The sequence below is a fragment of the Streptomyces sp. NPDC093149 genome (assembly GCF_044754145.1).
In the GTDB taxonomy this organism is placed as follows: domain Bacteria; phylum Actinomycetota; class Actinomycetes; order Streptomycetales; family Streptomycetaceae; genus Streptomyces.
Map to the genome: position 1 here is coordinate 37,848 of NZ_JBIVON010000031.1, position 7,580 is coordinate 45,427.

Genomic DNA, 7,580 nt, shown 5'->3' on the forward strand with positions numbered 1-7,580 from the left:
GGTTACGGCTCCTCGGTGACGTCGGCGGGGTGGGTCGGGGGTGCTGCTGCGCAGTCTGGTGCCTGTGTGGGGCGTACGGGCCCGAATGCCTCGGTCTCCGTCCGACGGAGGACCGGTTGACGCTCCGGGGTGAGCCGGACGACGAGGTGACGGCGCCAGTTCTCGTCGTCGCGCTCGGGCCGGTCCTCGCGCCAGTGGCAGCCACGGGTCTCCTCGCGCCGACGGGCGGCGGCGACCAGGACGCGCGAGACGAGCAGCAGGTTGGTGGCCTCCCACGCCTCGACCCCGGGTACCGCGACCTTGGGCTCGGTCGCCTCGGCGGCACGGGCGGCACCGTCGTGCAGAGCCTCCAGCTCCTCGGCGGCGGCGGCCAGGCTCTCGGCGGAGCGGAGGACCCCGGCGCCCCGGGTCATGATCCGCTGGATCGTGGTGCGTGCCTCGGGGACCAGCAGCGGCGAGGGGTCGGACAGCGCGTCGGTCGTCGGGGCGCCCGCGCGGGGGCGCTCCTCGACGATGTCGGCCGCGATGCGCTCGGCGAAGACGAGCCCCTCCAGGAGGGAGTTGGACGCCAGCCGGTTCGCGCCGTGCACGCCGGTGCAGGCGACCTCGCCGCAGGCGTACAGGCCGGGCACCGTCGTACGTCCCCGCAGGTCGGTGCGGATGCCGCCGGAGGCGTAGTGCGCGGCGGGCGCGACCGGAATGGGTTCGGTGACCGGGTCGATGCCGTGGGCACGGCAGGCCGCCAGGATCGTGGGGAAGCGCCGCTCCCACATCTCGGCGCCGAAGTGCCGGGCGTCGAGATACATGTGCTCGGTGCCGTGCAGCTGCATCCGACGGGTGATGGCCTTGGCGACGATGTCGCGCGGGGCCAGTTCCGCCAGTTCGTGCTGGTCGGCCATGAAGCGCGTGCCGGACGCGTCGACCAGATGGGCGCCCTCGCCCCGTACCGCCTCCGACACCAGGGGCTGCTGGCCCTCGGAGTCGGCGCCGAGGAAGAGGACAGTCGGGTGGAACTGGACGAATTCGAGGTCGGAGACCTCCGCGCCGGCCCGCAGCGCCAGGGCCACGCCGTCGCCGGTGGAGACCGCCGGGTTGGTGGTGGCGGAGAAGACCTGGCCCATGCCTCCGGTGGCGAGGACCACCGCGGGGGCGCGGACCGCGCCGACGCCGTCGTGCTGGCCCTCGCCCATGACATGCAGGGTGACGCCCGCGGTCCGGCCTTCGGCGTCCGTGAGCAGATCCAGGACCAGCGCGTTCTCGACGGTGTGCAGGGCGGCTTCGCGGACCGCTTCGACCAGGGTGCGGGAGATCTCGGCGCCCGTGGCGTCGCCGCCCGCGTGGGCTATGCGGCGGCGGTGGTGGCCGCCCTCGCGGGTCAGGGCGATGTCGCCGCTGTCCGTGGTGTCGAAATGGGCGCCGGTCCCGATCAGCCTGCGCACAGCGTCGGGGCCCTCGGTGACCAGGGTCCGTACCGCCGACTCGTCGCACAGGCCCGCGCCCGCGACCAGGGTGTCGTCCAGGTGCTGCTGGGGGGTGTCGCCCTCGCCGAGGGCCGCCGCGATACCGCCCTGCGCCCAGCGGGTGGAGCCGTCGTCGAGGCGGGCCTTGGTCACGACGACGGTGGCGAGGCCCGCGGCCGCACAGCGAAGCGCGGTGGTCAGACCGGCCACGCCGGAGCCGACGACCACGACATCGGCGTCGATGGACCAGCCGGGGGCGGGGGCGGTCAGCCGTATTCCGGTCACGTGGTGGCTCCGAAGGTCAGCGGGATGTTGTCTATGAGGCGGGTCTTGCCGACCTTCGCGGCGATGGCGAGGATCGCGTCACCGGTGGTGCGGTCGTCGGGGATCTCGGTGAAGTCGGCGGGGTCCACGAGCGCGAGGTAGTCGAGGGCGAGCGGCGGCTGTTCGGCGGCCGCGTCCTCCAGGATCAACTGCGCCGCGGCGCGTACCGCCGCGGGTCCGTCCACGGGGCGGGCCAGGGCCACCGCCTGGGTGTCGGCCGCCGCCCGGGTCTCGCCGAGCGCGGTGAGGGCGGCGGCCCGGCCGGTGGTCGCCGCGGTGGTCTGCGCGCGGGCGTGCAGCGCCTGCTGGGCGGCGAGCCTGTCCCGCGCTGCGAACAGGGCCCGGGACAGGGCGAGGGCGGTGTGCCGTTCCTCCGCGTCCAGGAAGCGGTTGCGGCTGGAGAGCGCGAGGCCGTCCGGTTCGCGGACCGTCTCCACGCCGACGATCTCGACCGGGAAGTTCAGATCGCGCACCATCCGGCGGATCAGCGCGAGCTGCTGGGCGTCCTTCTGCCCGTAGAACGCGGCATCGGGCCGGGTGAGGTGCAGGAGCTTGGCGACGACGGTGAGCATGCCGTCGAAGTGCCCGGGGCGGAACGCCCCTTCCAGGCGCTCGCCCATGGGCCCCGCCGAGATCCGGACCTGCGGCTCGCCGCCGGGGTAGACCTCCTCGACGGACGGTGCGAAGACCGCGTCCGCCCCGGCGGCGCCCGCCACGGCGAGATCGGCTTCGAGGGTACGGGGGTAGCGCTCCAGGTCGGCGGCCTCGCCGAACTGGAGCGGATTGACGAAGACGGTGACGACGACCTGCCCGTCCGGACCCGCGGCCGCGCGTGCGGTACGGATCAGGGTGGCGTGGCCCTCGTGCAGGGCGCCCATGGTCATGACGACGGCCCGCGGCCCCTTGCGGGGCGCGAACGCGGCGAGTTCGGCGGCCGTACGGAGCAGGGGGGCCGCCGGGGCGGTGCCGGGTGCACGGGTCGGGGCGCCGGGCGTGTGCGGCGCGCCGGGCCTGCCGGTCGTGTGGGTCATCGGGGCTCCTGTGATCCGGTGCCGCCCGTGGTTCCGGTGCCGTCGGCGAGGACGCCGAGCAGGTCCTCGGCCAGCTCCGGCTTGAGCATGCCGTGGGCGAGTGCGCGGTCGGCGGTGGCACGGGCCATCGCGACGTAGCCGGCCACGGCCTGCGGAGCGTGCTCGCGCAGCTCGCCGATGTGCGCCGCGACGGTACCGGCGTCGCCGCGGGCCACGGGGCCGGTCAGGGCCGCGTCGCCGGAGCGCAGGGCGTTGTCGAGCGCGGCGCCGAGGAGGGGACCGAGCATCCGGTCGGGGGCGGCGACCCCGGCCGTACGCAACAGCTCCATCGACTGGGCGACCAGGGTGACCAGGTGGTTCGCGCCGAGGGCGAGCGCCGCGTGGTAGAGCGGGCGGGACTCCTCCGCGATCCATTCGGGCTCGCCGCCCATCTCGATGACCAGCGCCTCGGCGGCGAGCCGCAGCTCCTCGGGGGCGGTCACGCCGAAGGAGCAGCCGGCCAGCCGCTGGACGTCGACGGAGGTGCCGGTGAACGTCATCGCCGGGTGCAGGGCGAGCGGCAGGGCGCCCGCCCGCAGCGCCGGGTCCAGCACCTTCGTCCCGTACCGCCCGGACGTGTGGACGATCAGCTGTCCGGGCCGTACCGCGCCGGTCTCGGCGAGGCCCTCGACCAGGCCGGGCAGGGCGTCGTCGGGGACGGTCAGCAGCACCAGCTCGGCACGCGCGAGGACCTCGGCGGGCGGCACCAGCGGTACGTCGGGGAGCAGGGCGGCCGCCCTGCGCACGGACGCGTCGGAGACACCCGACACGGCGACCGGTCGGTGCCCGGCGAGCTGCAGGGACGCGGCGAGGGCGGGGCCGACGCGGCCCGCGCCGACGACGCCGACCGTGAGGCGGGCGGGGCGGTCCCTCGCGTCGAGGGGCTCCTTGGGGGCTGTTGCATTCACGCGGCGGTGGCCTTCCGTTCCAGTCCGCGGGGGGTACCGGACGATTCCTCTGCATGCTACGCCAGCGTTTCGTCCGGGTTCCCGGCTGTCCACAGCCTGTGGGAAAAGTCCGGCGCGGCACGGCCCGGGGTCTGGTGGGCCCGGAATTCGTTCAGGTGCGAGCCGCACTCTGCGTGATGATCGTCCCATGACAGACACGCCGGACACGGATCAGCAGGTACGACAGGCGCGGGGCGGGGCACGGGACGGCACGGCACAGGTCGGGCAGGCCGAGGACGCTCCGGCGCGCGAGCCGGAGCCGTCGCGGGAGGAGGCACAGCGGCTGCGCAGGCTGAGCGCCTGGCGCGCGGCCGAGCGGGTCCTGGTCAGGCCGCCCATGCACCTTCCGCTCGGTGAGCGGCTGGCCGCGCTGGCGGCGGGAGCCGGGTCGGTCACCGATCCGGACCGCCCCGCGGACATCTACGGCGACGGCGTCGTCGCCGAGCTGGAGGGGCGGATCGCCGGCCTGCTGGGCACGGAGGCCGCCGCGTTCTTCCCGACCGGGACGATGGCGCAGCAGGTCGCGCTGCGGTGCTGGGCCGGGCGGACCGGTGATCCCACGGTGGCGCTGCACCCCCTGGCCCACCCCGAGGTGCACGAGCGCGGCGCGCTGGGGGCGGTGAGCGGGCTGCGTACCGTCCATCCGACGTCCGAGCCCCGGCTGCCCACGGCGCGGGAGATCCAGGACTTCGCCGAACCGTTCGGCACGCTGATGCTGGAGCTGCCGTTGCGCGACGCCGGTTTCGTCCTGCCGACGTGGGAGGAGCTGGAGGCCGTGGTGGCGGCCGCCCGGGAACGCGATGCGGTGGTGCACTTCGACGGCGCGCGGCTGTGGGAATGCGCCTCCCACTTCGGGCGGGAGCTGCCGGAGATCGCGGCGCTGGCCGACAGCGTGTACGTCTCGTTCTACAAAACCCTCGGCGGAATCTCCGGGGCCGCGCTGGCCGGGCCCGAATCGCTGATCGAGGAGGCCCGTACCTGGCGGCACCGGTACGGGGGGCAGCTCTTCCAGCAGTTCCCGGCGGCGCTCGCCGCTTTGATCGGTCTGGATCGGGAGCTGCCGAGCCTGCCGTCGTACGTGGCCCAGGCCAAGGTGGTGGCCGCGGCGCTGGCCGAGGGCCTGTCGGCGGCCGGCGCCGGGTGGTTCCGGGTGCATCCGGAACCACCGCACACGCATCAGTTCCAGGTGTGGCTGCCGTACGAGGCGGACGTCCTGACGGAGGCGGCGGTGCGGCAGGCCGAGGAGACGGGCGTGGCGCTCTTCCGCAACTGGTACCCGGCGGCTGCCGGGCCGCCCGGGGTGTCGTTCACCGAGGTCACGGTGGGACGCGAAGGCCTGGAGTGGACGGCGCAGGACGTACGCGGGGCAGTGGCGGAGTTCGTGAAGCGGCTGGCCTGACGGGAGGCGGCCGGGCCGATCGGGTGGCCGGACACGTCTGCCCCAGGGGCGCCGCCCGGACGGTTCGGTCCTCGGACGTCGCACCGGCCGGCGGCGTCGGCGCGATGACACCGGCGCAGTGGAGTCAGGTGAACAGCGCCCGTAGCGCCGTCCGCCACCGGCGGCGCGCCGGGCGGCCCGCGATCACCAGATCGAAGCGGCGTCGGTCGCGTGCCTCGCGCACCACCCCCCACTCATGCCGTCCCGGCAGTGGCGGCGGCAGCTCACCTCGCTGAGCCGCCCGGTAGCTGTCGAACATGTGCTGCTGAATGGCGTCCATGCTCTCAGCGTGGGCCGCGCCCGGCCGGTCCGGCCCACCGATTGACGACCACCGTCAAATGGCACGTGACCTTCTGCGCTCACCCCGCACCATGGAGGGGTGAGCGTGCACATCGACATCGCCGGGCTGGCGCCCGAGAGCATCGTCTTCGAGACCTCCCCCCTCGCCGAGCTGGGGCTCGCCCTGCATGCCCTCTCCGAACCCGGACACCACCCGGGGCTGCACGGCTGGGCGACGGCGACCGCCAGCGCGCTGGAACCCGACCTCGCCGACCGGCTGCACGAGGCCGAGTTCCTCTGGCGCAACACGTTCTCGGACATCTTCCTGCCGTTCGCCGGAGTCCGTGGCGGCAACGGCAGGACGGGCGCGAACCTCGCCGAGGACCTGGACATCCTCGACCGGCTGGACGACGAGCGGTTCGTCGCCGCCGCCCTGGAGTTCACCTGCTCCAGCCTGTACGGGCTCGGCGCGCCCTCCCCGCTCTGCGACGCGACGATGCGCGCCCGCGCCCTGGACATGGCGGCGGCGCGCGGCCCCCAGCAGGTGGAGTTCACCCAGCAGATGCTGGCCGACCCCGCCCCCCTGCGCCGCTGGATCCGCCGCCTGTTCGAGGACTGCGACCAGGCGTTCTTCTCCGACACCTGGCGAAGGGTGCAGGTCCAGCTGGTCGCCGACGCCCGGCACAAGACGGATCTGCTGCGCCGCAAGGGGCTCCGCGAGGCGATAGGCGCGGTGTCCACGGCACTCTCGCTCGACGAGGCGGGGACCCGGATCAGCGCCGACAAGCTCACCGAGGGCCGGGCCGATGCCGCGGACCCGGCTGTCGGCCGCCCCGGACTCACCCTCGTCCCGTCCGCCTTCGGCTGGCCGCACCTGAACCTGCTGCACGCGCCGGGCTGGCGCCCCGTGATCCACTACCCGGTGCACCGCCCCGAGCTGTCCTCCTCCTCCGTGGAACTGCTCCAGCTGCGCATGGAGGCGCTGGCCCACCCGATGCGGATGCGCCTGTGCCGTCATCTCGCCCGGTCCGCGTACACGACCGGCGAACTCGCCGACACGTACGGCATCACGGCGCCCGAGGTCTCCCGGCACCTCGCGGCGCTGAAGAGGGCGGGCCTGGTCACCACCAGGCGGCGCGGCCGCTACGTCCAGCACCAGCTGGACCTGACCGTGGTGGCCCGGCTCGGCAGCGACTTCCTGGAGGGCATCCTGCGCTGAACCGGGGTCCGGGTCAGCCCGCCCCGCCCCCGCCTGCCCTGACCAGCCCCGTCTCGTACGCGAGGACGACGACCTGCACCCGGTCACGCAGGTTCAGTTTGGTGAGGATGCGGCCCACATGCGTCTTCACGGTCGCCTCGGAGAGCACCAGGCGGGCCGCGATCTCGCCGTTCGACAGCCCCTGCGCGACCAGCAGCATCACCTCGCGTTCGCGTTCGGTGAGCTTGGCGATGCCCTTGTGCTGCGGTTCGCTGTTGCCGCTCGGCAGCATCGGCGAGAAGCGGTCGAGCAGTCGGCGGGTGGTGGACGGGGCGACCACGGCGTCACCGCTGTGCACGGAGCGAATCGCGGCGAGCAGTTCGGCCGGCGGCACGTCCTTGAGCATGAAGCCGCTGGCCCCGGCCTTCAGCCCGGAGAAGGCGTACTCGTCGAGGTCGAACGTGGTCAGGATGAGCACCTTCGGCGCACCGGGCTGCGCGCAGATGCGCCGGGTGGCCTCGACCCCGTCGAGCCTGGGCATCCGGACGTCCATCAGCACCACGTCGACGGCGGTGGAGCGCAGGATCTCGATCGCCTCCGCGCCGTCGCCGGCCTCGGCCACGACCTCCATGTCCGGCTGGGCGGCCAGCACCATCCGGAAGCCGGTGCGCAGCAGCACCTGGTCGTCGACGAGCATCACGCGGATGGCCATGAGGTGTCCTGTCTCCTGTCTGTCCTGCTGTCTGTCCCGCAAGGATCCGAAGTTCTGGCTAGTGCTGTGGCCGGAAAGGTTCACCGGCTCGCGGCGCCCGGTACGGCACCTCGCCGCGTTGTCGCATCACCCGAGTGCGGCCGGCACGAGGG

Annotated in this window: 7 protein-coding genes; 2 read left to right on the top strand and 5 right to left on the bottom strand. The window is 74.0% G+C overall.

What is annotated here, in order from left to right; translation table 11 throughout:
• Positions 1-2: 2 nt before the first annotated feature.
• Genes ACIQCZ_RS39250 through ACIQCZ_RS39260 form a run of 3 tightly spaced genes read right to left on the bottom strand, consistent with a single transcriptional unit; the run spans position 3 to position 3,762 of the window.
• Positions 3-1,745: an L-aspartate oxidase gene (locus ACIQCZ_RS39250; RefSeq protein ID WP_402290510.1), complete on the bottom strand. Its 1,743-nt coding sequence runs from the start codon at positions 1,743-1,745 to the stop codon at positions 3-5.
• Positions 1,742-2,815, bottom strand: a complete 1,074-nt coding sequence (panC, locus tag ACIQCZ_RS39255) for a pantoate--beta-alanine ligase (RefSeq protein ID WP_402290513.1) — start codon at positions 2,813-2,815, stop codon at positions 1,742-1,744. Before panC ends, ACIQCZ_RS39250 begins: the two co-directional genes overlap by 4 nt.
• Positions 2,812-3,762, bottom strand: coding sequence for a Rossmann-like and DUF2520 domain-containing protein (locus tag ACIQCZ_RS39260; protein WP_391746162.1), 951 nt, complete (start codon positions 3,760-3,762; stop codon positions 2,812-2,814). Before ACIQCZ_RS39260 ends, panC begins: the two co-directional genes overlap by 4 nt.
• A gap of 187 nt (positions 3,763-3,949) precedes the next feature.
• Here ACIQCZ_RS39260 and ACIQCZ_RS39265 point away from each other — a divergent pair, with 187 nt between their 5' ends.
• A complete protein-coding gene (locus ACIQCZ_RS39265; RefSeq protein WP_402290515.1) occupies positions 3,950-5,200 on the top strand; it encodes a threonine aldolase family protein in 1,251 nt (416 codons plus the stop codon).
• A gap of 124 nt (positions 5,201-5,324) precedes the next feature.
• On the opposite strand, the gene ACIQCZ_RS39270 is transcribed toward ACIQCZ_RS39265, so the two are convergent.
• A complete protein-coding gene (locus ACIQCZ_RS39270) occupies positions 5,325-5,519 on the bottom strand; it encodes a hypothetical protein (protein ID WP_402290518.1) in 195 nt (64 codons plus the stop codon).
• A 105-nt stretch (positions 5,520-5,624) separates the two neighbouring features.
• Here ACIQCZ_RS39270 and ACIQCZ_RS39275 point away from each other — a divergent pair, with 105 nt between their 5' ends.
• Complete coding sequence (locus ACIQCZ_RS39275) at positions 5,625-6,737, top strand: DUF5937 family protein (protein WP_402290525.1); 1,113 nt, start codon at positions 5,625-5,627, stop codon at positions 6,735-6,737.
• A 13-nt stretch (positions 6,738-6,750) separates the two neighbouring features.
• On the opposite strand, the gene ACIQCZ_RS39280 is transcribed toward ACIQCZ_RS39275, so the two are convergent.
• Positions 6,751-7,428, bottom strand: coding sequence for a response regulator transcription factor (locus ACIQCZ_RS39280; RefSeq protein ID WP_351077455.1), 678 nt, complete (start codon positions 7,426-7,428; stop codon positions 6,751-6,753).
• Positions 7,429-7,580 lie beyond the last annotated feature (152 nt).